Source organism: Candidatus Poribacteria bacterium (genome assembly GCA_016866785.1).
Lineage (GTDB): Bacteria > Poribacteria > WGA-4E.
In genome coordinates this window covers 17,166-39,795 of record VGLH01000013.1, presented here as the reverse complement: position 1 = coordinate 39,795, position 22,630 = coordinate 17,166, and the positions used below count along the sequence as shown (strand labels likewise).

20 protein-coding genes and 1 tRNA gene are annotated in these 22,630 nt (G+C 65.4%); 11 read left to right on the top strand and 10 right to left on the bottom strand.

The annotated features are described in order from the left end of the window. Positions 1-22: 22 nt before the first annotated feature. Both FJZ36_03580 and FJZ36_03575 read right to left on the bottom strand, forming a co-directional pair. A complete protein-coding gene (locus tag FJZ36_03580) occupies positions 23-1,423 on the bottom strand; it encodes a hypothetical protein (protein ID MBM3213980.1) in 1,401 nt (466 codons plus the stop codon). A gap of 72 nt (positions 1,424-1,495) precedes the next feature. Beyond that, positions 1,496-2,860 carry a DUF4159 domain-containing protein gene (locus FJZ36_03575; protein ID MBM3213979.1) on the bottom strand — a complete coding sequence of 455 codons (1,365 nt, stop codon included), beginning with the start codon at positions 2,858-2,860 and terminating at the stop codon, positions 1,496-1,498. Positions 2,861-2,918: 58 nt separating this feature from the next. Between FJZ36_03575 and FJZ36_03570 the strand changes: the two genes are divergently transcribed. The 3 genes from FJZ36_03570 (at position 2,919) to FJZ36_03560 (ending at position 7,280) form a co-directional block, all read left to right on the top strand. Beyond that, positions 2,919-3,815, top strand: a complete 897-nt coding sequence (locus tag FJZ36_03570; protein ID MBM3213978.1) for a bifunctional 5,10-methylenetetrahydrofolate dehydrogenase/5,10-methenyltetrahydrofolate cyclohydrolase — start codon at positions 2,919-2,921, stop codon at positions 3,813-3,815. 275 nt (positions 3,816-4,090) lie between these two features. Then, positions 4,091-5,134: a hypothetical protein gene (locus tag FJZ36_03565; protein ID MBM3213977.1), complete on the top strand. Its 1,044-nt coding sequence runs from the start codon at positions 4,091-4,093 to the stop codon at positions 5,132-5,134. A gap of 4 nt (positions 5,135-5,138) precedes the next feature. Then, positions 5,139-7,280 (top strand): hypothetical protein, encoded by a 2,142-nt coding sequence (locus FJZ36_03560; protein ID MBM3213976.1) that lies wholly within the window; start codon positions 5,139-5,141, stop codon positions 7,278-7,280. Position 7,281: 1 nt separating this feature from the next. Here the strand turns inward: FJZ36_03560 and FJZ36_03555 are convergent, their stop codons facing one another. Next, the gene (locus FJZ36_03555; protein MBM3213975.1) at positions 7,282-8,121 is read right to left on the bottom strand and encodes a hypothetical protein; all 840 of its coding nucleotides are present in this window, start codon (positions 8,119-8,121) and stop codon (positions 7,282-7,284) included. A 106-nt stretch (positions 8,122-8,227) separates the two neighbouring features. Between FJZ36_03555 and FJZ36_03550 the strand changes: the two genes are divergently transcribed. The 7 genes from FJZ36_03550 (at position 8,228) to trxA (ending at position 16,322) form a co-directional block, all read left to right on the top strand. Beyond that, positions 8,228-9,106 carry an alpha/beta hydrolase gene (locus FJZ36_03550; protein ID MBM3213974.1) on the top strand — a complete coding sequence of 293 codons (879 nt, stop codon included), beginning with the start codon at positions 8,228-8,230 and terminating at the stop codon, positions 9,104-9,106. A 96-nt stretch (positions 9,107-9,202) separates the two neighbouring features. After that, positions 9,203-10,090, top strand: coding sequence for a phytanoyl-CoA dioxygenase family protein (locus FJZ36_03545; GenBank protein MBM3213973.1), 888 nt, complete (start codon positions 9,203-9,205; stop codon positions 10,088-10,090). Between the two features lie 55 nt (positions 10,091-10,145). Continuing rightward, the gene (locus FJZ36_03540; protein MBM3213972.1) at positions 10,146-11,108 is read left to right on the top strand and encodes a hypothetical protein; all 963 of its coding nucleotides are present in this window, start codon (positions 10,146-10,148) and stop codon (positions 11,106-11,108) included. Between the two features lie 33 nt (positions 11,109-11,141). Further along, a complete protein-coding gene (locus FJZ36_03535; protein ID MBM3213971.1) occupies positions 11,142-12,080 on the top strand; it encodes a metallophosphoesterase in 939 nt (312 codons plus the stop codon). A 172-nt stretch (positions 12,081-12,252) separates the two neighbouring features. Beyond that, on the top strand, positions 12,253-14,073 hold the full coding sequence (locus tag FJZ36_03530; protein ID MBM3213970.1) for a caspase family protein: 1,821 nt from the start codon (positions 12,253-12,255) through the stop codon (positions 14,071-14,073). An 8-nt stretch (positions 14,074-14,081) separates the two neighbouring features. Further along, the gene (locus tag FJZ36_03525) at positions 14,082-15,743 is read left to right on the top strand and encodes a DUF4384 domain-containing protein (GenBank protein ID MBM3213969.1); all 1,662 of its coding nucleotides are present in this window, start codon (positions 14,082-14,084) and stop codon (positions 15,741-15,743) included. Positions 15,744-15,995: 252 nt separating this feature from the next. Further along, positions 15,996-16,322, top strand: a complete 327-nt coding sequence (gene trxA, locus FJZ36_03520; GenBank protein ID MBM3213968.1) for a thioredoxin — start codon at positions 15,996-15,998, stop codon at positions 16,320-16,322. Between the two features lie 123 nt (positions 16,323-16,445). On the opposite strand, the gene FJZ36_03515 is transcribed toward trxA, so the two are convergent. The 6 genes from FJZ36_03515 to FJZ36_03490 all read right to left on the bottom strand — a co-directional run bounded on the left by FJZ36_03515 (position 16,446) and on the right by FJZ36_03490 (position 21,250). Beyond that, positions 16,446-17,195: a phytanoyl-CoA dioxygenase family protein gene (locus tag FJZ36_03515; GenBank protein ID MBM3213967.1), complete on the bottom strand. Its 750-nt coding sequence runs from the start codon at positions 17,193-17,195 to the stop codon at positions 16,446-16,448. Positions 17,196-17,220: 25 nt separating this feature from the next. Continuing rightward, positions 17,221-17,550, bottom strand: a complete 330-nt coding sequence (locus FJZ36_03510; protein ID MBM3213966.1) for a hypothetical protein — start codon at positions 17,548-17,550, stop codon at positions 17,221-17,223. A gap of 113 nt (positions 17,551-17,663) precedes the next feature. Continuing rightward, positions 17,664-18,641 (bottom strand): hydroxyacid dehydrogenase, encoded by a 978-nt coding sequence (locus FJZ36_03505; protein MBM3213965.1) that lies wholly within the window; start codon positions 18,639-18,641, stop codon positions 17,664-17,666. Beyond that, positions 18,638-19,978, bottom strand: coding sequence for a replication-associated recombination protein A (locus FJZ36_03500; GenBank protein ID MBM3213964.1), 1,341 nt, complete (start codon positions 19,976-19,978; stop codon positions 18,638-18,640). The genes FJZ36_03505 and FJZ36_03500 overlap by 4 nt, the downstream gene beginning before the upstream one ends. Then, positions 19,965-20,522, bottom strand: a complete 558-nt coding sequence (locus FJZ36_03495) for a hypothetical protein (protein MBM3213963.1) — start codon at positions 20,520-20,522, stop codon at positions 19,965-19,967. Before FJZ36_03495 ends, FJZ36_03500 begins: the two co-directional genes overlap by 14 nt. Then, on the bottom strand, positions 20,519-21,250 hold the full coding sequence (locus FJZ36_03490) for an endonuclease III (GenBank protein ID MBM3213962.1): 732 nt from the start codon (positions 21,248-21,250) through the stop codon (positions 20,519-20,521). Before FJZ36_03490 ends, FJZ36_03495 begins: the two co-directional genes overlap by 4 nt. Positions 21,251-21,334: 84 nt before the next feature. Between FJZ36_03490 and FJZ36_03485 the strand changes: the two genes are divergently transcribed. Further along, positions 21,335-21,410, top strand: a tRNA-Arg gene (locus FJZ36_03485). A 520-nt stretch (positions 21,411-21,930) separates the two neighbouring features. On the opposite strand, the gene FJZ36_03480 is transcribed toward FJZ36_03485, so the two are convergent. After that, complete coding sequence (locus tag FJZ36_03480) at positions 21,931-22,467, bottom strand: response regulator (protein MBM3213961.1); 537 nt, start codon at positions 22,465-22,467, stop codon at positions 21,931-21,933. Positions 22,468-22,630: the final 163 nt, after the last annotated feature.

The window sequence follows — 22,630 nt, the reverse complement described above, 5'->3', positions numbered from 1 at the left end:
TCCTTACCCTCGACGTCGCGTGTCAGTCGTGGTGGTGCTCCTCCCAGGGCAGCTTGCCTCGCAGCCACGCGGGTTTGAGGGTCCACGTCTGCAGTCGCGCCGCCTCTTCGATTCGAGTCGTGTCCAACGACTCGGAGTGCATGCGCCAACCTCGGATGCCGCTGCGCGCCCGCTCGGCGATCTCGTCGCCGACGGACGGGTAGGACGGAACCGACGAGACGTCGAAGTGCTCCGCGTCTGGACGCAGCAGGGCTCGCGCAAAGGCGACGAGGACCTGTCCCGCCGAGAGCGTCAGGTCGGCGACAGTCGCCGTCGCCGGAATACAGCCGGTGTCTGCCAGGCTCGCGGTGACATCCGACGCGAGCGCCGTGAGTGCGGTGCGAGGTACACGTCGGGGCTCGCTCTCAGGCGGCATCGCATCGGGCCCGAAGGCGGTCGGTCGCACGAACCACGCGCCGTCCGTTCTGCCGAGGAGGACGGCGTACGCCATCATGACGAGCAGCTCCGCCGTCGAGAACGACTCGGTAAAGACGGGTCGTTCCTCGTCAGAGATGCGTCGGGCGACTTCCAACAGCGCACTGCCCGAGCATCCCGGGCTCTGCGAACTGAACCGGCGCGCCGCTTCGGACAGCGGAACCAAGCGAAGACGCGGGTCGGCAATGAGCCTCTTGCAGAAGTTCTCAAAGTTGCGCTGCGCCGTGTCGATCTCGTCCGGCGTGCGCAGCGGCTGGCGCTTCCACTGATCGCGCGGCGGATTCGCGCTGCCCTGGAAGTTGACGCCGTCCCAGAACTCATGCGAGATCACCCGCGTCGGGTGTCCGCCGAACAAGCCCTGCCAGTCGCGCGTCGAGTTGAGCGCGGATTCCAGCGCCGTCTCGAACCGAGCGATGGCGTTTGCATAGTCGCCGTCGTTGGCGAACGAGGCGTCCAGACCGCCGATGAGCTGTCCGAAATTCAGGCAGTTGCCGTACCACACCACGCTGTGTTCGCCGAAGCACGCCGGAGAGTACGCCTGCACGCCGCCGAACTGATGCATCAGCCCGCAGAGCGACGGCGTCCATGAGCCGCCGGTCGTCGCCCAGCCGATGAGACGCGTCCCGAGGATCGCCTCGGCGAGTTCCCAGCCGTCGCGCTCGCGCTCCATGAGTCGCTGCACTCCGCCCAGAAACGATGCGTCCTCGCACACCGCGCAGACGGTTGGGGGAACCGAATGCCACGTCGAGTGGAACCCGAGCTCGTGGGCCTTCAGGTGGCTGATGACGTCTTCTCTGCCGCGTTCTCGGAGCAGGCGCACTTTCTCGCCGACGAGGAAGAACGTGCCGGTGAGACCTACCGACTCCATGATCGACGCGATCCACTTCGCGGCGTCATCGCTCTCCGGCGTGACGAGGTCTTCGACATCGAAACAAACGGATGCCAGCATGCGCGTCCTCGAAGGCTTCGTCGGGAGCGGAACGACGGGTAGGTTACGTGCAACCGGGAGGAGAGGGCAAGCTCAGCGCGAGGAGTAGTGCGTCCGATCGACGTTGCCGCCGTACTTCATCGCGTAGACGAGCAGATTCGTCATGAACCGATACACGTCGGGCGAACGTCGCAGGCGGAGCATGGTGCGGCTCTCGATCTCGGCGGTCTCCATGGCGCACATGTAGTCCTTGCGGTTGTAGAGGACCGCCAGCCTGCCGTCGATGGTAATGCCCTTGTGCGAACGGAACCGCGATACTTGGGGGTTGTTCTCGGAGTTCCAGAACACGTCGCCGCCGGTGGGCGGACCCGATAGTTCGTAATACACCGTGTAGATTTCGTGGTTGTGCGGGATGTCCTGTAGGTCGTACTCGGGCAAGATGTGGCGCAGCTCTTGCCGGACCTGCTCGGCGAAGATGCCGTTGAAACCGCAATCGTCGAAGAAGAGGGTACCCTTGCGGTCGAGCAGGTAGCGACGCAGGTTCACGCGCTCGGCATCTGTCAGCCCGTCGGTTAGGGGCCCGCCGCGAACCATGTTCCGCGACACGGTGATGTCCTTGTCGTGTCCCGTCATGACGAGCAGGGGCGCGTCGAGGATTCGGTCGTCCGTGAGTGGAAGCGCGCCTCCCTCGAATTTCATGTCGGCGCGGAGGCGCGTGTTCGCCTGGATGTTCTCGATCATGCTCGCCATCGCCGTCGGGTCTTGCCACCAGTCCGACAGCGTGTGCTTGACGCGGATGATCCGAATGTGACCCGTGATGTCGCGCCCCTTGCCCTGGAGCACGGCTCCGAGCTGGGCATCCGCTAAGAGCGCCGTCGTATCGACGAACTTCGGCTGGGAGATGCCCAAGCCCTGCGTGCCGGTCGATTCGACGATGGACAAGCCCTGCCTTCCCAGCACACCGGCGGCGGCACGCGTTCTGCCCGTCTCGACGCCTCGCCCAGACGTGTCGCCGAAGGGCGTGCTCGAACGCTCTGGCAGCGTGGCGGATGCTCGGCTAGTGTTCAAAGAGGCTGCGGTTGTGATCTGCGGCAACGCGGTACGAACGGGGTGAGGGTTCACCTCGACGCTCTGTGTCAGGACGTTGCTTGAGCGCCTCACGACTTCCGGTATCATGTTGGGCGAGAAGGTCGCCATTGGCGTTGTGCGCGTCGCGACGGTGAGAGGCATCGTCTTCGTGACAGGCATCGGCTCCTTGCGAGGGAACAGCCGGCGCACCTGCTCCTGTGGGAGCTCCACCCACTCGATGGCGAGTTGGGACTCATCGGCGTACGGGAGCCGTGTCGCAACCAGGTATACCGACACCCCGACCAAACCGACCAGGTGCAGAGCGAACGAGATCGTCATCGCGCCGCGCGACCCGCGACTCAGCCCCGTCTGCACACGCCGCAAATGCATCGTCCGCCTCCCGGTCGTCCGTTCCGCCGAGCTCTGCACGACGCACTAAGGATAGCCTATGTCCGCAGAAATCATCGACGGCAAGAAGATCGCCCGCACCATTGAGCGAGAGGTCGCCAAGGAAGTCGAGTCGTTCCGAGCCGACACGGGCGTTACGCCGCACCTGACGGTAGTTCTGGTGGGAGACGACCCCGCGTCTCACGTCTACGTCAACCGCAAGGGTCAGGCGTGCGAGCGGGTCGGGATCACCGAGAAGACCATCGTGCTGCCGGCTTCGACCACGGAGGACGAGTTACTCGCGCTCATCGACCAACTGAACGCCGCCGCCGCCGTCAACGGTATCTTGGTACAGATGCCGCTCCCGCGCCAGATATCGTCGACTCGCGTCATCGAGGCGCTGGACTATCGCAAGGACGTCGACGGGTTCCACCCGACGAACGTCGGGCAAGCCGTCGTCGGGGCTCCGTTGTTCGAGCCCTGCACGCCGAGCGGCATCGTCGAGATGATGCTTCGAGCCCGATGCGAACCTGCCGGGAAGCACGCTGTGATCCTCGGCAGATCGAACGTCGTGGGCAAGCCGTTGATGAACATGCTCGTCCAGAAAACGCCTCGCGGGAACGCGACGGTTACCGTCTGCCACACCGCGACACCTGACTTCTCAGTCTACACGCGGGATGCCGACATCGTCATCGCCGCCGCCGGGAGCCCGGAGGTCGTGACCGGCGAGATGTTGAAGCCGGGGTGCGCCGTCATCGACGTCGGCGTGAACCGGGTGGCAGACGAGTCGGCTCCGAAGGGCTACCGAATCGTCGGCGACGTGCACTTCGAGTCGGCGAGCCAAGTTGCGTCGGCGATCTCACCGGTTCCCGGCGGGGTCGGTCCGATGACCATCGCCATGCTGGTGCGGAACACGATCCGCGCCGCGAACCTGCAGCACAGTCGCTCGGGCGTCTAGCCACGAGCCGCCATGCGACCCACGTTTCACGCAGCGCCGTCCGGTCCCGCATCACCGGACGGCGCTTCGCGTGCCCCGCCCTCTCCCAACGCTCGCGATTCGCCGCAACGGGACTTGACGGCGGCACGTCCTAGTACCCAGACCCACTCGACACGACGGCTGGTATGGCGCAACGGGCAAGGCAGGAGGCATCTGCCATGGTGTGCCGTATCGCTATCTTGTACGTGTTCCTCACCCCGTCCGCGCTACTCGCAGCAATCCAGGAAGGACAGACGATGGACCGTAGGACGATCCCTGGCGTCGAGCGGCTGGAGTGGGGCAAGGGAACCGAGAACACCTTCATTGGCGCGTTGACGGTCGCGTTACGCGCACTTGGCTCGGATGTCACGTACGATGACGTGATGGGTCTCTCCGGCGCGGCGTTCCGACTGCACATCCGTCAACCGCAGTGGTGTCCGAGCGCTCCCGACGCGAACGTGGGATTCAACCACGAAAGCCCAGCTCGCGTGGCGTTTGGATATGGCGGGGAGTTCTGCTCGGCCGACCTCAAGAACCCCGACGAGGTCGCGAAAGCCCGGCGGTTCATCGTCGAGTCCATCGACGCGGGACGCCCCGTGCTGGGCATCCAGCTGGTCGAGCACGCGGACTGGGGCGTCATCACCGGCTACGAGAAGGGCGGCGAAGTCCTCCTCTGCCGCGACTACTACCTCAAGACTGACCACTACGAGCCCGCCACGAAGTTCCCCTGGATCGTCGAGAGCGTCTGGGCTCCCGATGAACCGTGGACTGCCCGCAGCATCGACGCGTCGGGAGCCCATCGCCCCAATGCCGAAGCGATCATCCGGTCGCTCGAGATCGCCGTCGAGATCGCCAACACACCGAAATACGGGTCCTACGCGAGCGGATTCGCCGCGTACGATGCCTGGATCCGAGACCTGCGGAACGCGGCGATGTTCGCCAAGGCCGAGGACTCAGGGTTCCTGACGCATGTCAACGCCTGGTGCTACATGAGCCTGATCGACGCGCGTTCGAGCGCAGTGCGCTACCTGCGATCCATCGCCGGGGAGCTCGATGGAGCCGCCCGCGACGCGCTCAGAGGAGCCGCTGCCGACTACGAGCGGATCGTCGAGGCGCTGAAGGCGGGACGCGGGAACGCGCCGTTCCCTTGGCAACTCGCCGACGGGAAGAGCTGGACGCAGGAGATGCGCGACGGCGAAGCCGCGACGCTCGCACAAGCGCTCGAGCTGGAACAGAAAGCGGTCGCACGGATCGAGACGGCGCTTGACCTGCTTCGCTCCGCCCACGGCGTTCAGGAGTAATCCCATGAGCCGTACCCGACGCGGTCACGGCGGCTGCGTGTCGCTGATCGCTCTTGTGGCGCTGGCTGCCATCACTGGACACGCGGAGGCGTCAACGCAGGAGGCATTCGCCATGGACTACGGATCACTGCAACTCACGGGCACCGGCACGGACACGTTCGCCGAGTGTGTACAAGCAGCGGCGCAACTCCTGGGCGTCGAGGCGGACTACGGCGAGATCAGCGCGTTGAGCGGCGCGTGCTTCGCGCCTCGGATCAATCTGCGCGAGGATTGCACGGCGTGGTGGCATCGCGACCCACGGGACGAGGGGATCGCCGACGTCGCCGCGCGGTTCGGGCTGCGATACCGTTGGCTCGACGCGCCGGACTGTAGTTGGGACGACAGCGACGAAATCAAGGCTCGCACCATGCAGGCGCGGGCACGCGCCATCCGGGATGCCATGAACCAGGGAGAGGTCGTCCTGACGTCTCCGTGGCAGAAGACGGCTGACGGCGGATTCGTCCCGTGGTTGTGGTACGGGATCGTCGTCGAAGCGCGAGAGGACGGCACGGTACTCGGGCTGAGCCACAACGGACGGCGTGACAACGTGCCCTACCCGTGGGGCAAGCTGTTCGCGCTGTCCAAGGGCGACGTGACGCTCGCTCCGCACGACGCGGATCGTCAGGCGCTTCGTGCCGCAACCGCCGCCATCGACGGTTCGCGGGAGCCGTTCCTGCCGACGAAGGACGTCGTCTACGGGGTCCGCGCCGTGAGCGCGTGGATCGACGCGATGGAGCATACGCCGTTCTGTGAACCGTGCTTCAAGAGCGCCCCGGATCGGGTCTGGTCGTGCGCCGACGACAACGCCCGCGACCTGGTAGACCGCTCCAAGACGGCAGCGGCGTACCTGCGTTCCCGTGCCGATGCCTTCGCCGAGGCGTCGCGCCCAAGGCTGGAGCGCGCGGCGGAACGCTACGAACGAATCGTCGAGCTTCTGATCCCTGTACTGGCGCGCGACGATGAAACGGGCTACGAGCGGCTCATCGGCGACGCGGCGACGCAGCACGACCATGCGGCGACGCTGCGGCAGGTGATGGCGGAGCTCGGCGGCGTCGCCAGCGACCTCAATTGGGCGCTCAGCCAGGACAACATGCGCCAGGAGGGCGATGCGATCCGCATCGACGGCGTTCTCCATCCCCGGTTCCCCTCGAAGATGTGCACGTTCGCGGGCGCGCTTGAAGCGGCGCTCGCGCCCACCGCCTACCCCTACTCCTACACGTACCTGATGGGCGTCACGGGCCTGGCGTTCCGTGTCCGGGGCTGGAAGGGCGACGGCAAGGGCTGGTGCCCATCGACGCCGGTCGGCGAGTTCCCTGAGGAGATCTCCGCCGCGTCGTCTGGCACGGGATGGCGGCTCACCAACATCAGGGCATCGGACTGGAGCGCTCCTGCCATGGAGCGGTTCGCCGATATGGTCATCGCGTCGATCAACTCGGGGTCGCCTGTGACGGGATATGTCACGGGCGATCTGAACTGTGGCGTCGCATACGGGCACGCCGACGGCGGCAAGATGATCCTGGTGCATGGCTACTTCGACAAGGAAGAGCACCGCCGCATCCCCGCCGCGTCGATGGGGCCCACGCTCATCTTCACGCCCGAGTTCCTCGGCGCTCCTTCTCGACGCGATGCGCTGCTCCAGGCGATGCGGATCGCCGTCCATAGCTGGCGGCGGGGCATCTCGGGTTCCTACTGGTACGGCGACGCCGCGTACCGCGAGTGGATCCGCGAGCTACGCATCCTCGACCGAGTGGAGTTCACCGACCAGGAGCGCGCCAACATGCGCCACGGCTATATGTGGGCGTTTGAGACGCTCTGGGACGCCCGCCGAGAGGCTTCCAAGTTCCTGCGCGAATACGCGGATGCGCTCGGCGAAGACCATGTTGCGGCGCTGCGTGAAGCCTCCGACCTCTACCAGAAGGAGTTCGACCTGCTGGACGCGCTTCTGAACCGCGAAGAGTCGCGGTTCCATCGGTTCCACGGCGTCGATGCGTCGGGATGGACGACGGAAGGACTCCAGCCGGAGATCGAGGGCTTGGAAGCCGCGCGGGAGATCGAAGCGAGGGCGATCCGGCTCTTGGAGTCGGTCCTGCGTCAAGTCGCGGACTAGCTCATCCCCACGTGTCGAGTCCGAGAAGGCGCTTACCGAGGGGAGTCAAGACGGCGGTCGTGCCGTGCTCCTCCTCGATCCGTCGCGGGTCGCCTGGGAAGATCGGGGGTCCTGGCGGCAGTCGCCGATGCCAGAGCTCGATGCGGCGCGCGCGCGCCTCGTCGTTGGACTCGGACGCGGGCGACATGGAGATGTACTGCGCCAGTCGGGGCTTGTCAGACGTGTTGTGGCTGTTGCCGTGCGGCAGCCCGCGATGCCAGATGATGAGGTCGCCTGCCTTCCCAGGGACGTTGACAACCTCCAGACCGGCGAGATCGGGAACGCGCGGGTTCCGGTCGGCGGGTTGTGTCTTGACCCACTCCTCCAGCCGGTTGTGCATACCGGGCACGCACTGAAAGCCGCCCTGGTTCGCGGCGGTGTCGGTCAGGCAGAGCACTCCCTGAACGCCGAAGCGAAGCGGGAGTTGGCTCGTGTCGGCGTCCCAGTGGACGAAGCCCTTGTTGTCCCATTCGGGCTTGTCCGGGCGGCGCGGCGGCTTCATGTTGACGCGGTCGAAGCTGACCCACAGCTTATCGGTTCGCCAGATGTCGGCGAACGCGCCGTGTACACGCGGGCTCTGCCGGTTGTCCCACAACGCCTGATGCTGGTAGAACTCGACCATTCCCGCGCCGGGCTTGTGGGGTGGGCGGTACCAGTCGTCGGGATCGTCGGGGTCCATGCCGAGGAACTCCCAGATCGCCGCGACGGCGGCGGCTAGCTTGTCGGCTGGGGCGGCATCGTGGACGACGACGTAGCCGTTCTCGTCGAAGAAGGCGCGATCCTGCTCGGAGAGTACGGGCATCCTGCATCCTCCTTGTCCGCTGGGTGTGGACTGGGCGGCGTCACCGACGCCGAATCTATCGCGCGTCCGACGCACCGTCAACCGGGTTTCAGGAGGCAATGGGCACATGGAGACCTACACCTACAAACGTGTCGGCGATCTTGACATCCGGGCAGACGTCTACCTGCCGTCGGTCGCTCCGCCGTATCCGGTGGTCGTGTGGATTCACGGCGGCGCGCTGATCCTCGGCGACCGGAAGGCGATCCACGGGCGGCAACGCGACAGGTATTTCGCCGAGGGCTGGGCGGTCGTCTCCATCGACTACCGTCTGGGCCCGGAGACCAAACTGCCGCAGATCGTCGGCGATGTCGTCGACGCGTTCGCGTGGATGCGCCGTGAAGGTCCCCGGCTTTTCGGCACGGACCCGTCGAGGATCGGCGTCGTTGGGCAGTCCGGAGGCGGCTACCTGACGTTGATGGCTGGGTGCGCCGTCGAGCCGCGTGTGCAGGCGCTCGTGTCGTTCTACGGGTACGGAGATATTCTCGCCGACTGGTACGCGAAGCCAGACCCGTTCTACCGGACACAGCCGCTCGTGTTCGAGCCGGACGCCCGAGCCGTCGTTGGCGAGGCGGAGCTGTCGGAGGAGCCGCCGAACTCCGGGCGCGGACGGTTCTACCTGTACTGCCGCCAGCAGGGGCGATGGCTCCACGAGGTCGGAGGCGTCGATCCGGTGGCGCATCCCGAGGCGCTGGAACCGTACTGCCCGGAGCGCCAAGCCGATGCGAGCTACCCGCCGACGTTGCTGCTCCACGGCACGGCAGACACAGACGTGCCGTACAGCCAGTCCGTCGATATGGCGGCGGCGTTGCGTCGGGTTGGCGTGGAACACGAGCTCTACACGGTTGAGAACGGGGCTCACGGCTTCGACGGGAATACATCCGACCCAAGGGCAGCCAGCGCGATCGAACGCGCCGTGGCGTTCCTGAGACGCCACCTGTCGGGCTAGAGGCGCGTCCTTGTCGAGGGAACGCGCCTAACACTATGCTGTGGTCGGTCAGGTCTCGTCAAGCGGTGAGACGATGACATCGAGGAGGGATGGATCATGCTGCTCCGTATGGGCAACCGTGAGTTGGAGTTGGGCGGCAAGTACCTGGGGTCGCTGCGGGAGTCGAACGACGTGGTCGGCGATCCGTCGGCGCTTCGCGCGCGGCTCGAGGAAGACGGCTACCTGTTGATTCGGCGCTTGCACGATCCGGCGAAGGTGCAGGCAGCACGGCGCGTCTATCTCGAGAACCTGAAGGCGGGAGGCAAGCTCGACCCGGCGCGACCGATGGACGAGGGAGCCATCGCGGAAGGGCAGCGCGGGGCGTTCCTGGGCGGCGTCAAGGCGATCTCGCACAAGCCCGATTTCCTCGCGCTCGTCGAAGCGCCGGAGCTGATGCAGTTCTTCGCCGATCTGCTGGATGGACCGTCGCTGACGTACGACTTCAAGTGGCTTCGGGCGCTCGGAACCGGCGACAACTCCGGGCTCCACTACGATATCCCGTACATGGGACGTGGCACGCTCGACGTGTACACGGTCTGGACGCCCTTGGGCGATGTGCCGTACGACCACGCGCCGCTCGCGCTGCTGGAGGGTTCCCAGCACTTCGAGAAGATCAAGGAGACGTACGGCAAGATGGACGTGGACCGCGACCACGTGACGGGCAACTTCTCCAATGATCCCATCGACGTAATCGACCAATACGGCGGTCGGCTGTTGACGTCCGAGTTCCAGGCGGGCGATGCCCTGATCTTCGGCATGTTCCTGATGCACTGCTCGCTCAACAACGAACAGAAGCGCTTCCGCCTGAGCTGCGACACGCGCTACCAGCGAGCCGACGAACCGGTCGATGAGCGATGGATCGGCGAGAACCCCATCGCCCACTACGGCTGGAGCGCGGGACAGACGGTTCCGATGGACGAAGCGCGCCGACGGTGGGGCGTCTAGGAGGGTCACGCGGAAGGGGTCTCCTATGAGCGCGACGGGACATCGCGCCGACTGGATGCACGAAGCTGGCTGGGGCGTCTTCACGCACTACCTCGCCGAAGTGGTCGCGTCCGGCGCTGCGACGAGCGCCGATGACTGGAACCGGCTCGTAGACAGCTTCGATGTGAATGCCCTCGCCGATCAACTCGCGGCGACCGGCGCGCGGTATTACTTCATCACTCTGGGGCAGAACTCCGGGTGCTACTGCGCGCCGAACGCGGCGTACGACCGGTACGTCGGCATCCGTTCCAGCAAGTGCTCGCGGCGTGATCTGATCTCCGACCTCTACGATGTGCTGCATCCGCGCGGCATCCGCCTGTGCGTCTACCTGCCGTCCGGGGCTCCCGACAAGGACGCCGCCGCGATGGAGGCGCTCAAGTGGCGTCCAGGTCGGTACCCGGATTACGCCCGCCCTGCAAGCGGCATCGACGATGAGGGCAGACCCTGGGGAACCGGCGACCCTCGGTTCGCCGAGTTCCAGTTCATGTGGGCAGAGGTCGTCCGCGAGTGGTCGGTTCGCTGGGGCGAGCGCGTCTGCGGCTGGTGGTTCGACGGCTGCTACTACGCGACGGCGATGTACCTGCATCCTGACGCGCCGAACTTCGGGACGCTCGCAGACGCCGCGCGCGCCGGCAACTCCGACAGCATCGTCGCGTTCAACCCGGGCGTCCAGAACTGGCTTCCCGCCATCTCCGAGCACCAAGACTTCACCGCCGGCGAGATCAGCACGACGTTCCCGATGCCTGTGCCGCGCCGATTCGTGAACCAGGCGCAGTACCAAATCCTCAGCTATCTCGGCGAGAACTGGGGCAGGAGCCCGACGCGCTTCGACGACGACTGGGTGGTTCGCTACACGCGAAGCGTCATCGACGCTGGCTGGGCGATTACCTGGGACGTGCCGATCCTGCCGACGGGTCTGATCGACGGCGGATTCATGCCGCAACTCACAACGCTCGGCGCTGCGCTCTCCCATCGCTGACACGGTTCGCCAACCGGGAAGGAACCTGAACCCATGCGGCATCCTCTGCGGTTCCGCGAGGACGGCACGTTCACGATCGCTCAGTTCACCGATACGCACTGGCACAACGGGGAGCCAGCCGATCTCCGCACGCGCGAGCTCATCGAGACGGTTCTCGACGCCGAGAAGCCCGACCTCGTCGCGCTGACAGGCGACAACATCGCTGGTGGAGGATGCAAGGACCCAGCGGAGTCGATGCGTCAGCTCGTGCAGGCCATCGAAGAGCGGCGGATTCCATGGGCTGCCGTGTTCGGGAACCACGACGACGAGGGCTCGCTCAGACGCATGGCGCTGATCGAGGAGCAGCAGCAATCGGACATGTGCCTGTCGGAGCCAGGTCCCGCCGACGTATCGGGCGTAGGAAACTACGTCGTGCGGATCGCTCGCCGGTCGGACCATGAGACCGGCGCGGCGCTCTACTTCATCGACTCCAACAGCTACACGGAGACGTCCGTCGATGGCTACGGCTGGGTTCGGCGCGATCAGGTGGAGTGGTACGTCTCGACGGCGCGGAATCTACGCGGCGAGGCGGGGCTGATCCCGGCGCTGGCGTTCTTCCACATCCCGCTGCCCGAATACGATGACGTGTGGGACATGCATCCGTGCGTGGGGGTCAAGCAGGAAGCCGTCTGCTGCCCGCGCATCAACACGGGTCTGTTCGCGGCGTTCCACGAGTGCGGCGACGTGCTGGGGACGTTCGTCGGGCATGACCACGTGAACGACTACGACGGCATGCTGCACGGCATCCGCCTGTGCTATGGGCGCGGAAGCGGGTTCGCCACGTACGGCAGGGAGGGGTTCCTCCACGGGTCGAGGATCATCCGCCTGCGCGAGGGCGTGCGGGAGTTCGAGTCGTGGATGCGCCTGGAGGATGGCAGCCGCGAGGACCAGACGTCGGTTCACGAGCCTGAGGGACGTCCCGCGCGACGATGATCCCAGAACGGAGACGATCGGTTCAAGGAATTCAATCCGAAGATAATAATAGTTGAGATATACCCTTGACGAAGTTCACCTCGTTAGGTAATATGGTTAGGTAATACGGTATCGGGCGCGCGTCGAGCGCCTCGTGCGCCGTAAGGTCCGCCGTCGTTCGGGGAGGCATCCCATGTTGTTCTCGTCCATCGATCCGGATTTCCCGGACTTCGAGGAACCCACCCGGAACACCAAGAAGCGCAAGCCCTGGAAATGGGCGCTGCTAGGCGTCGCGGCGTTCTTTATCGTGCGGAACGGCTGCTCGCCCGTCTCTATCCACAAGCGTCCCACTGGCAACTACATCGTGACGCTCCCCGATACGACGTCGCCGTCGGATCCGAGGCTCGCGGTTCGGATCGAAGAGGAGACGCATGAGCGCGTCCGCGTCCTGTTCGCGCTGGACGTTCAGAATCCGTCGAAGGCGCCGGCTCCCGGCAGCGAGGTGATCGTTCGGGGCGTCGGGATCGAGAGGACGTACCGGACGGACGACGGTGGCATGGCGTACGCGTCGCTCATCGACGATTTCGGTCTGGCGCAACTCGGACCCGATGATCAGGTGACCTTCGAGGTCGAGGCGCCCGTCGCGTCGTTCCGTCAGACCAAAACGCTGACCGGCAAGCAGTTCTTGAACCCCTATTACGACTTCGGGCGCACCCCGCTTCGGTTGGCGTCCGGCGAATCCTCGGACGAGCAGACCGTCGAAGGCGTGGCGTATCGGGTTCTGGAGGAACTCAGTCCGACCGAGTACCGGGTCGCCATGTCAGATGGCGGCGAGCGCCTAGTCACCGCCACGAATCCGCGTCTGGTGGGCTACGGCACGTCGGCGTCGCCCGTCGACCAGAGCCTGGCTCTTTTGCCGCGTGGCGCGCCGACGGAACAAGGCGGCGTGGGCGCTCCGAGCGCTGCCCGACTGCCTGGCGTGGCTGGCAAGACCCACGTACTGCTCGTTGCGGTCAACGAATACGAGAGTTTCCCGAAGCTGACGAATCCCGTGCCGGATGCCGAAGCCGTGCAGGCGGAACTTCGCGACATGTACGGCTGCGAGACGACGCTCCTGCGGAACCCGACCCGTAACGAGTTTCGAAAGGCGCTGTTCGCGCTCGCCGACCGCGCCTACAAGCCGGATGACCAGTTGCTGGTGTTCATCTCGGGACATGGTTGGTTCGACGAGAAGCTGAAACGGGGCTTCCTGGCGATGAAGGACGGCAAGCCCTTCAAGGAAGACGCACTTCGCGACACGCTCGTGCCCCACGAGGATGTTCGCACGATCCTGGAGCGGCTCGACTGCCGGCATGTGATGCTCGTGGTCGATTCGTGCTTCTCGGGCACGCTGGACCCGGTTCTGGCGATGGCGGCGTCTGCCCGCCAGGTCGATGACGTCTACGAACCAGTGGCGCGCACGGAGTACATCCGAAGGAAGCTCGCGTTCCAGACCCGCCGCTATATCACGGCGGGCGGCAAGGAGTACGTGTCGGACGGTCGCCCTGGGCAGCACAGCCCGTTCTCGCGGCAGTTCCTGGCGGCTCTCCGGTCCTACGGCGGCGCGGACGGCGTCTTGACGCTCGAGGAGATGCTGCTGCATCTGGACAAGGTGACGCCGCAGCCTCGTTCGGGCGAGCTCATCGGCAATGAGCCGGGGAGCAGCTTCGTGCTGGTGGCGCGGACGGTGGCTTCGGCTTCGACGGAGGCTCGCGGCGATTCGCGGCAGACGGGCGAGATCGTCGTCAGCGTGACTCCAGCCGCCGCCGATGTCACGGTGCTTCCGGTGGGAGCTAAGAGCATCGCCCCGATGCGCGCCCTGCGCGTCAAACCGGACGATCCTCGGCACACGTTCCAGGTTCCCGCAGGAACCTATCGGATCACGGCGTCGCTGGACGGCTACGTGCCGTCGATCCATGAAGTGACGATAACCGGCGGCAGCCGGTCGATCGTAATCACTCTCAAGAAGCAGTAGCCGGTCCCATGAGATCATCCGCGCTTCGTCGGCGTGGGCTCCTTGCCGTCGTGGCAGTCATCGCTGCCCTTTGCGCGGCGCAATCGGCACAGGCGGAGAACTACGCCCTCCCCATCGGCATTGACGACTACCAGTTTCCGGGGCTGCGCGATCTACACTACGCCGAGAGCGACGCGCTCTTGATGCGCGATGCCCTCGTGTCCCACGCGGGCTTTCCGCCCGAGAACGTGCGCATACTCGTGGGACAACAAGCCACTCGCAGAGCTATCGCATCGGAGATGAAGGGATGGCTCCGCTCGTCGGCGAGCCCGGCGGACACCGTGCTCTTCTACTTCGCCGGGCACGGCGTGCAGCTCATCGACGACAACGGAGATGAAGAGGACGGCTACGACGAGTGCCTGTGGGCATGGGACAGCGCCCTGCTCGATATCACGTTGATCCGCGATGATGACCTGAACCGCTGGCTGTCCGGCATCGACGCGGCTCGCAAGATCGCCGTGCTCGACTGCTGCCATTCCGGCACGGCATCGCGCCACCTTGGCGGAAACGCGCTGCGCGTCGCCGATGTGGATCGCGACTCGATCCGGCTGTCGTCCCGCGAGACGCGCGCGGAGATCGAACGCAGCTTCGACGCAGGTCTCGGATTGCCCGATGGCGCTTCGGAGGCGCTGCTGGATGTGGGCGACCTGTCCGCGTCCGGCGTGGGCGGTGTCGTCGAGTTGGCGGGTTGCCAACCGGATCAGGTCGTCGTCGAGGCTCCCCAGCTTGAGCACGGAGCGCTCACCTACTTCCTGGCGGAGGGAATTCGGGGCATCGCGGACAGCGACTTGGATGGATTACTCACGCTCGCTGAGCTCCGGCAGTACGCCGCCCGGCGCATCCGCGAGTTCGGCTTCGCCCAGGACCCGATGCTGTCCGGGCCCAACGTCTCGTTCGCGCTCAACGTCGGCGGCGAGGCGGTGGCGCAAGCGCCAAGTTCGGTTGCGGACCCAGGGGAACCGCAGGTGCGCATCGGCGTCGCGGCAGAGCCCGCCACATCGCTTCGGGTGTTGGTGAAGTCCGACACTCCCTCCGAAGCGGCGCGTGCGATCTCCGCGCTGTCGCTGCCGGAAGCCGTGTTCACCGGCGCGAAGCCGCTGGACCGCATCGTTCGCGTTCGCTATGACGCTTCTGCGGATCGGACGACGCTGGAGATCAGCGATCCGATGTCGGGCACGTGCGAGCTTGCCATGTCATTCCAGTCCGACGAACTGGCGAGCGCGATCGACGCCGTTTCGGAGCACTTGGCGGCAGCGGCAGCGTCCAAAGCCCTGGCTGCGGTGCGCAACACCACGACGCCCGTGCGCATCGGTCTCGACGGACCTGCCATCGTGGCAATCGGCGAATCGCTGTCGTTTCGTGTCACGCCGAACGCGGATGGTCGGCTGTTCGTCGTGAACCTGTCGAGCGACGGATCGCTCTTCGTGCTCTACCCCAATCGGCTGGACGAAGACAACCGGGTCCGTCGCGGCGAGACCGTGAGCATCCCCGCCGGCGGCTGGCGGATCGAGGCGGCGGGTCCCCCGGGTGTCGAGAGAGTGAAGGCGGTTCTGACGACCTCCGACAGGGAGATCGCGTCTCTCATTGGCGACGTCGAGGGAGAGGACGATCCGTACGCGCTCTCCGCGTGAGAGTCGGTCGGCGCGGTGCGGCGTCTGCTGGACTATGTTCGCACGCTCAATCCCGCGACATGGACTGAGGAGTCGCTAACCGTGGTCGTACGGAGCCCTTGACGATTTCGGTTCGACAAACGTGCGCCGAATCGACCACCATATAGCAGTGGCATCAGTCGATGCGAGGGCACGTCCCTTGCATCTTGTTGTCGCGGACTTCGGCATTGTGTTCGACGGCGGAAAGCCGACCCAAGAACAAGGAGCATTCCCGTGGCTGATATTCTGGAGACTGGCGAAGCGAAGTTCGACGCCGACGTGATTCAGAACGCGTTGCCCGTGCTGGTCGATTTCTGGGCGCCGTGGTGCGGACCGTGCAAGATGGTCGCCCCCGTCGTCGAGGAGATTGCCAAGGACTACGCCGGACGCCTGAACGTCGCCAAGGTGAACGTCGACGACAACCCGTCGCTGGCGATGAAGTACGGCATCCGTGGCATCCCGACGCTTCTGATCTTCAAGGAGGGCAAGGTCGCCCAGCAGATCGTCGGGTTCCTGCCGAAGGCAGCGCTCGCGCAGAAGGTCGACGCTGCGCTCGCGTGAGGAACGTCGCGAGGTCGCAAGACGCACAGTCATCTTGCACGGAGCCAAGCGTGGCGATGTCCGTCGGGGGCGCGCCATTGCTTGGCTTCGTTTGCTCAGGACACGGCGCTGGCGGGACGTTCGTCACGCCGGCAACGCTGGAACCACTTCCTGAACGTCGGTGCGAAGCAGCCAACTCTCGGCGGCGATGTAGTGGACGGCGAACGCGGGTCTTGGGCGATCCGTCGAACGGTTCGCGAAGGACCCGTGGATCGTCATTCCCGTGAAGAAGACGCCTCCGCCTCTGGGAACCGTCAGCTTGGCGATGGACGCCGGATCGAGGTCGTCGATCTCGAACGAAACGAGTCGCTGCGTCCATTCCTTGCCGCGTCGGTCGCGCATCCGGTGCTCGGTCTCCCAGACGGCGTGTTCCCTGGGATCGCGCGCCTTGTGCGTCGACCGCAGCCCTTCGTGGTGGCTTCCCGGCACGACGCACAGCCCGCCGTTGTTTCCATCCGTGTCCGTGAAAGCCAGCCAGCACGCCATCAGCGTGTTGGGTTCGCTGGGGAGGTAGTGCGTGTCCTGATGGAGCGCGATGCCGGTTCCGCCGTTCGCGGGTTTGTTCAGGAACATCGTCTGGACGATCATCGGCTGCGAGTTGAGGAGCTGCCGCGCGATCCCGGCGACGCGCGGATGGGTCGCCAGGTACCGCCACTGAGGGTCTGCCGTGTGGGTGCGGAGCCCCAGATGCCACTCGGACGGCTTCGGCTTCGACTCGTGGTCGAGAAAGGCGCGCACTTCGGCGTCGGTCAGCAGGTCGTGGACGACCAGATAGCCGTCGGATTCGTACCGCCGAACTTGATCGTCATCGAGCAGACGTATATCGTTCGACAATCGGTTGCCTCCTCACCGGTGTGTTCTAGCGCTGGTTCAGCGGCGCGGCTTCGTCCTCGTCGAGCTGATCGGCGACCGTCGGAGTGGGCGCGCCGCTGAACCCGATCTGCTCGAGCTGCGCGGTCAGGCTATCGCCTGCGAGGACCAACCGATGTCGCAGCAGGTCGAGGATTCCGCCAATTCCCTCGAACTCCTCTTCGAGCGCGGCGAACTCCTGGTAGAACTCGGTCGCGTTCTCGCGGGTCAGGTCCGCCAGGTCGAGCTGCGCCAGCCGCTGGAATCCCCGAATCGCCCGCCCAAGTTGGTTGCGTATCTCTTCCTTGTGCTCATCGAACTGGGCGATGGGCCCGTTCATGCGCGGTTCCTCCGTCTACGCCCGCCGCCGAAGCAGCGCACGGAACGCCGCCGCCACGACCACCGGAACGACAACCCCCGCCAGGACTCCGATGCCGACGAGCGCGGGCATGCTCATGATACCACCTGTTTCAGCCGCTCCGGTCGGTTGACGGGATACCGGGGCTCCTCGCCCTTGAGCACGCGCAGGATGTCTTCGGCGACGAGCGCCATGCGCCGCATCGATTCCTCGGTCTGACCCGCCTTGTGCGGCGACAGGATCACGTTGGGCAGAATCAGGAAGGGCGAATCGGGCGGGATCGGTTCCACGGCGAAGACGTCGAGCGCTGCGCCGGCGAGACGACCCGACGTCAGCGCCTCGACAAGCGACGGTTCGTCGACGACCGTACCTCGCGATGCGTTGATGAAGAACGCCCCCGGTTTCACCAGACGGAACCGTTCCCGGTTCATCATGCCGGATGTATCGGGCGTCGATGGGACATGGAGCGTCACGATGTCCGAAGTCGTCAGCAGTTCGTCGAGCGTCACGCGCCGGGCTCCCAGGTTCTTCTCGGCGTCGGGTCGCGCGACCGCGTCCGTGTAGAGCACGCGCTGCCCGAATCCCAGCGCGCCGATGGCGGCGACTCGGGCTCCAACGCGTCCCATACCGACAACACCCAACGTGAGCCCGTGGATCTCGAACCCGTGGTCGCGGTTCCGGTACGCCCAGTCGCCGGCGCGGACGGCGGCATCGCCGGCGACGATCCGCTTGCTGAACGCTAGCACGACGCCGAACACGTGTTCCGCCACGGCTTCGGCGTTCGCTTCCGGCGTGTTGACGACCCAGATGCCGCGAGCCGTTGCCGCGTCCAGATCGACGTTGTCGACGCCAACGCCGTGTCGACCGATGACACGCAGGCGCGGGGCGGCGTCCATCACCTCGGCTCCCACGAAACCTCGCGCTCGGAGGATGAGCCCATCGATATCGCGGACTTCGCGCAGGAGCGTCGTGTCGTCGGGAGCGGACGAGAGCCGCCAGTCGGCGACGGGTTCCAACAGATCCGTCCCGATTCGGTGGATCGTCTCGGTGATGAGCACACGCCAGCGCTTCATCGTTTCGTCGGCTTCCTCTCAGAGGCGCGTCGGCGACGCCAGTCGTCCAGTCGCGCGCGGATGTCGGCTTCGGCTCCGATGTCCTTCGGCTCGTAGAACCGCCGGTCCGTGAGTTCGGGCGGCAGGTGCTCCTGCGGCAAGTATCCGTCGTCGGCGTCGTGGGCGTACTGGTAGCCTTCGGCGTAGCCGAGCTCGCGCTGAAGAGCGGTCACGGCATTGCGCAAATGAAGCGGAACCGGGTAGAGGGGCTGCTCGCGAACCACCTGGCGCGCGCGCAGCAACGCCGAATAGGCGGCATTGCTCTTCGGCGCTGATGCCAGATACGCCGTCGCCTGAGCCAGCGCGATCTGCGCTTCGGGGAGCCCGACGTATTCGACGGCGTGCGCCGCAGCGTCCGCAACAGTCAGCGCCATGGGGTCGGCGTTCCCGACATCCTCACTGGCGGAGATGACGAGCCGTCGCGCGACGAATCGGGCATCCTCGCCGGCTTCGAGGAGACGGGCGAGCCAGTAGATCGCCGCGTCGGGATCGCTGCCTCGCACCGACTTGATGAGCGCGGAGATGAGCTGGTAGTGATTGTCGCCTCTGCGATCGTGTGGGATCGCATGGCGCTTGAGGACCTCTGCGAAGTGCTCGGTCCTGACGACATGGCGGTCGTCCTCGACGGGAGCCATCAGGACGGTGGACTCGAGCAGGTTGAGCGCCGTGCGTGCATCGCCGTCGGCGATCTCGACGATGCGATCCAGGACCTCGTCCTCAATGTCGGGGTTGAGGGCGTGGAGCCCGGCGTCCGCCGTCAGGGCTCGTGCGAGCAGCATGCGGATGTGTCTCGGCTCGAGCGGTCGCAGCACGATGACGCGAGCTCGCGACAGCAGCGGCGCGGTCAGCTCGAACGACGGATTCTCGGTCGTGGCGCCGATCAAGATGACCGTACCCTCCTCGACGTGCGGGAGGAGCACGTCCTGCTGCGCCTTGTTGAACCGGTGAATCTCGTCGATGAAGAGGATCGTCCGCCGCTGATGGTACTTCCGGCGTTCCTCCGCCTTGGCGATCAGCTTGCGGATTTCCGGCACTCCCGACGTGGCGGCGTGGAACGGCTCGAACTCCGCTTGGGTGACTCTCGCGATCACACGAGCGAGCGTCGTCTTTCCGCAGCCCGGCGGGCCCCACAGCACCATCGACCTCAGCGCGTCCGCCTCGATCTCGCGCCGAAAGGGCTTCCCAGGAGCCAGGATGTGCTCCTGACCCAGCAGATCGTCCAGCGCGGCGGGTCGCATCCGAGCCGCCAACGGCATGCCGTCGCTAGACTTCTGCGCGAGAGCGTCAAACAGATCCATGGATGCTGTCGCCGCCGGAACGAACTTGGGACTTGTCGATGACTGCGCTGATTGCCGGCTCCAGGGCGCTCCACTCGAACAGCGCTCCGCGAGAGATCCGCACGCGGAGAGGATCGAGGATGACTTCGGCGACCCCGTGGACATTGAACAAGGCTGCCGCCAAAGGGTTCTGTTCTGCCGGTCGGCTTCCTTCATAGACTTCGCGTCTGCCGGCAAGCGTTGCGTCGGACGGTACCTCGAACGCGCGCGACCGCTCCGATCTCTCGCGGAGCGCCGGTATCGCGTCGATGCCCGCCCATTCGCAGATGCCCGGTTCCACGGCTGCCATGAAGTCGAGCGGATCCTTATCCCGAGGTTTGCGTATTGCCCAACGATAGCGGGTCACATGCACGCTCTCTGCGCCGCAGTCGATGATCCCCGAGAAGGGCTGGCGAGCGGAGTCGAAGCCGACTCGATACGCTTCGACGATCTCGCGCGTCTGCGGCACATCGACGTGGTAGAGAACGATGTTCGGGTTCAGCGGAACCTCCCGCGCCACTCTCACCGTGCATCGCCTCTCAGTCGCGCCGACGCGGACGCGATCACGTGTCGATCCTCGAATTCGCACTCATCGTACAGTGGGCACGTTCCGCACAAGGGCGTTCGCGCCTTGCAGACGCGCCTGCCGAAGCGCACGAACAGGACGTGGAACGCGTACGCCTTGCCCGGCGGAACGAGCGGCTGGAGCGCCTCGTGTGTCGCGTCCGGCGAGGCAGTACGCACGAGTCCCAGCCGGTTTGCGACGCGGTGCACGTGGGTATCCACAGGGCAGATATCGCGACCCAGCGCGAACAGGAGCACGCATGCGGCAGTCTTGACGCCGACGCCCTTGAACGTCGTCAGTCGTGCGATGTCGGCGGCATCGTCGCCATCGAGCCATCCGCTCAACGACGGCTCTCCATCCTCCACACCGATCCCGCGCAGTATCGCCTGAATGGTGGCTGCCTTGGTCTCGGCGAGCCCGCCGCATCGGATCGCCTCGATGACGTCGTCGATGTGGGCGTCGCGAGCCCGGCTCCACCGAGGGAACGCCCGGCGGAGGGAATCGTAGGCGCGATGGCTGTTCACGTCGGACGTGTTCTGCGAGAGCACCGTGGCGATGAGCTCTTCGAGCGGCTCGCCGGAAACCTCCACGGGCGGCTCGCCAAGCTCTGCCGCCAGCAAATGGAGGACGCTGCGAGCCTTAGCAATCAGTTCCGTCGACACCATGTTCCTCAACGGATGTCTCGACACGGCGGCAGGTCCGCAATCGCCTTGCACAAGGCGAATCCGTGCGGTATCGTTCCAGGTGTGGGCAATCGCCCTCTCTCAGTCGGTGTGCCTGTAGCTCAGTGGATAGAGCGTCAGACTCCGGATCTGAAGGCCGCGGGTTCGACTCCCGCCAGGCACGCCACCCGTTGTTAGGTTCCCAGCCAGCGCCAAGCACGCGTTGTATCGTCTTGCGATACGATGCCAACGCCATGTTCTCTCCCCGGCACATGCCCTAGCGCCGACACGCGCCGGGCGGCGGTTCCTCCCGTCGTCGAATCCTCCATGGCTTCCGTGTATGCGCCTCAGTCTGCCCGGACAAGGGCGAAGCGAATGGCAGTGGCTTCGCGTCTGCCAATCCCTTGCCATCATACCATCGTGCGATGACGAGCGGAATCGCTCGGGAGCTTCGGATGCTCTTCGTGGACGCTGGTTTTCGGTATCGCACGAAAACCTGGCAGCACTCCGGGTTCGACGGACCCCCTTGCCGAGCAGCTTCCAGAGATCGCCAGTGGGCGTCATTCGTTCGGATGGAACCGTTGGCAGGAACCACACCCTTGCTGCGCCAGCCACGTGTAGAGCGACACGGGCCCGAGCACGGACCGTTCGCGGAGCTCAGCGGCTGGTTCAGAGGACGCTGAGCCGTGATCTAGCGGCGCGTTCAGTCAGTCGGTGTCTCGGTCTGGGGGTTGCCCGAGTCGGTCCAGGAGGGAGTCTACGTTGGCTTCGATGGACGACAGTCTCCTTGGATTCAGGAGACGCGCAGCTTCCTCGAGGCTTACGAATCTTTCGTTCTGGATCCGCTGCCTCTCGATAGCGAATCGGATCGTGTGCAGCAGCCGCTCTTGGTCGATGTGACCCTTGAGCAGGTAGTCCTGAGCTCCTGCCTCGACGGCATTTGCGAGCAAAGACTCCTCGTCGGCGCCACTCACGACGACAATCGGCAAACCAGGCGCGACTGCATGGAGTTGCGAGACCGTCTCCAGCCCCGAGCTGTCGGGTAGGTACAGGTCCAACAGAATGACGGTCGGCCGAAACGTTCGCAGGTATCGAAGGGCTTTCCCGAGGTCCTCGACGCACGTGACGTCAACAGCGCCACCGAGGGCCTCCCCAAGCAACTCCTTCATGTACGTCGCATCGGGAGCGCTGTCCTCGACGTAAAGAACAGCCATCCGGCCCATCTGGGGCTGTGCTGCAAGCATCACCCGCCTCCTCGGCCGTGCGCTTCGCGATCTGATCGAAACGCCAAGTCAGGCGCCGAACGATCCAATCCATAGTATAGCTGCGCTCCTAGGCTCATGCAACGAAGAAGCGCCAACCGCTACGCCGCGCGTTGCCGACGCGGGAGCCCGGCATAGTCTGCGC

Bases quoted from the DNA above. Each gene is read 5' to 3' on its own strand.
- FJZ36_03580 (MBM3213980.1), bottom strand. From the start codon at position 1,423: ATGCTGGCATCCGTTTGTTTCGATGTCGAAGACCTCGTCACGCCGGAG.
- FJZ36_03575 (MBM3213979.1), bottom strand. From the start codon at position 2,860: ATGCATTTGCGGCGTGTGCAGACGGGGCTGAGTCGCGGGTCGCGCGGC.
- FJZ36_03570 (MBM3213978.1), top strand. From the start codon at position 2,919: ATGTCCGCAGAAATCATCGACGGCAAGAAGATCGCCCGCACCATTGAG.
- FJZ36_03565 (MBM3213977.1), top strand. From the start codon at position 4,091: ATGGACCGTAGGACGATCCCTGGCGTCGAGCGGCTGGAGTGGGGCAAG.
- FJZ36_03560 (MBM3213976.1), top strand. From the start codon at position 5,139: ATGAGCCGTACCCGACGCGGTCACGGCGGCTGCGTGTCGCTGATCGCT.
- FJZ36_03555 (MBM3213975.1), bottom strand. From the start codon at position 8,121: ATGCCCGTACTCTCCGAGCAGGATCGCGCCTTCTTCGACGAGAACGGC.
- FJZ36_03550 (MBM3213974.1), top strand. From the start codon at position 8,228: ATGGAGACCTACACCTACAAACGTGTCGGCGATCTTGACATCCGGGCA.
- FJZ36_03545 (MBM3213973.1), top strand. From the start codon at position 9,203: ATGCTGCTCCGTATGGGCAACCGTGAGTTGGAGTTGGGCGGCAAGTAC.
- FJZ36_03540 (MBM3213972.1), top strand. From the start codon at position 10,146: ATGCACGAAGCTGGCTGGGGCGTCTTCACGCACTACCTCGCCGAAGTG.
- FJZ36_03535 (MBM3213971.1), top strand. From the start codon at position 11,142: ATGCGGCATCCTCTGCGGTTCCGCGAGGACGGCACGTTCACGATCGCT.
- FJZ36_03530 (MBM3213970.1), top strand. From the start codon at position 12,253: ATGTTGTTCTCGTCCATCGATCCGGATTTCCCGGACTTCGAGGAACCC.
- FJZ36_03525 (MBM3213969.1), top strand. From the start codon at position 14,082: ATGAGATCATCCGCGCTTCGTCGGCGTGGGCTCCTTGCCGTCGTGGCA.
- FJZ36_03510 (MBM3213966.1), bottom strand. From the start codon at position 17,550: ATGAACGGGCCCATCGCCCAGTTCGATGAGCACAAGGAAGAGATACGC.
- FJZ36_03505 (MBM3213965.1), bottom strand. From the start codon at position 18,641: ATGAAGCGCTGGCGTGTGCTCATCACCGAGACGATCCACCGAATCGGG.
- FJZ36_03500 (MBM3213964.1), bottom strand. From the start codon at position 19,978: ATGGATCTGTTTGACGCTCTCGCGCAGAAGTCTAGCGACGGCATGCCG.
- FJZ36_03480 (MBM3213961.1), bottom strand. From the start codon at position 22,467: ATGCTTGCAGCACAGCCCCAGATGGGCCGGATGGCTGTTCTTTACGTC.